Annotated in this window: 2 protein-coding genes and 1 tRNA gene; all 3 read left to right on the top strand. The window is 67.8% G+C overall.

The genetic code is table 11. The features are described from left to right. Positions 1 to 269: 269 nt before the first annotated feature. The 3 genes from BKE38_RS28885 (at position 270) to nusG (ending at position 1,206) form a co-directional block, all read left to right on the top strand. Positions 270 to 346, top strand: a tRNA-Trp gene (locus BKE38_RS28885). Positions 347 to 456: 110 nt separating this feature from the next. Continuing rightward, on the top strand, positions 457 to 654 hold the full coding sequence (gene secE / locus BKE38_RS28880) for a preprotein translocase subunit SecE (protein ID WP_076960566.1): 198 nt from the start codon (positions 457 to 459) through the stop codon (positions 652 to 654). A gap of 15 nt (positions 655 to 669) precedes the next feature. Further along, the gene (gene nusG, locus BKE38_RS28875; RefSeq protein ID WP_076960565.1) at positions 670 to 1,206 is read left to right on the top strand and encodes a transcription termination/antitermination protein NusG; all 537 of its coding nucleotides are present in this window, start codon (positions 670 to 672) and stop codon (positions 1,204 to 1,206) included. The last annotated feature ends 56 nt before the right edge of the window (positions 1,207 to 1,262 follow it).

Here is a 1,262-nt window from a genome sequence, read left to right as displayed (position 1 = left end):
TGGCCGCACGGTCGGCGCCGGCGTCGTCGCCTCGATCAGCAAGTGATCTGACCCGGCGCGGCCTTCGGGCCGCGGCGGAACGGGCGGGCCGCCTCTGGGCGGCCCGCCCTTTTTTATCCCCGCCGCGCTGTTTGCGGCGCCCGGCGCCGGAACTTGGCCCGGGCCATGCCGATACTGGTATTTCCCGGGCCGTTCCCGCGCTTCGTCCTCTCGACAGCCGCTTTCCGCTGCCCTATAGACGCGGCCTCGCGCAGCGATGGCTGCCGTGCAGGGGCGTAGCTCAATTGGCTAGAGCGCCGGTCTCCAAAACCGGAGGTTGGGGGTTCGAGACCCTCCGCCCCTGCCAACGGCCGCCGCTTCCGTCGCGCGAGGCCGGGTCTAGTGGGGTGGCTCCGGACCGGATGCCGCCCGCGAAGCGTTTCCTCCCCCTCAGGGTAACCAGTTAGGGTAGCGATTTTGGCGAAGCTCGATCCCGCGCTGTTCATCCGCGATGTGCGGCAGGAGGTGGCCCGGGTCACCTGGCCGTCGCGCAAGGAAACGCTGATCACCACCGGCCTGGTCCTGGCGCTCTCTGCCCTGGCCGCGGTTTTCTTCCTGCTGACCGACAAGCTCATCCAGTTCGCGGTGAGCCTGCTCTTCGGCTTCGGCGCGTAAGACGGAGCGAGATCCATGGCCGACATGAAGTGGTACGTCGTTCACGTCTATTCGGGCTTCGAGAAGAAGATCGCCCAGCAGATCCAGGAGCAGGCCGCGCAGAAGGGCCTGGCCGACAAGTTCGGCGACATCCTGGTCCCCTCCGAGGAGGTGACCGAGGTCCGCCGCGGCCAGAAGATCAACTCCGAGCGCAAGTTCTTCCCCGGCTACGTGCTGGTGAAGATGCAGATGTCCGACGAGGCCTGGCACCTGGTCAAGGACACGCCCAAGGTCACCGGCTTCCTCGGCGCCCGCAACAAGCCCAGCCCGATCTCCGAGGCCGAGGCGCTGCGCATCGTCCAGCAGGTTCAGGAAGGCGTCGACAAGCCGAAGCGCCCCGCGGTGGTCTTCGAGGTCGGCGAGCAGGTCCGCGTCGCCGACGGCCCCTTCACCAGCTTCAACGGCACGGTGGAAGAGGTCGACGAGGAGCGCGGCCGCGTGAAGGTCTCGGTTTCCATCTTCGGCCGCGCCACCCCGGTCGAGCTCGAATACGCCCAGGTCGAGAAGGTCTGAGGCCCCACCCCGCGCCATGCTGCAGACCATCAGGCAGCAGGCGCGGACACGATGGG

This window comes from Teichococcus deserti, assembly GCF_001982615.1.
Taxonomy (GTDB): domain Bacteria; phylum Pseudomonadota; class Alphaproteobacteria; order Acetobacterales; family Acetobacteraceae; genus Pseudoroseomonas; species Pseudoroseomonas deserti.
Note: the sequence above shows the minus strand (reverse complement) of the source record. Positions and strands in the feature narration are given on the sequence as shown.

Bases quoted from the DNA above. Each gene is read 5' to 3' on its own strand.
- nusG (WP_076960565.1), top strand. From the start codon at position 670: ATGGCCGACATGAAGTGGTACGTCGTTCACGTCTATTCGGGCTTCGAG.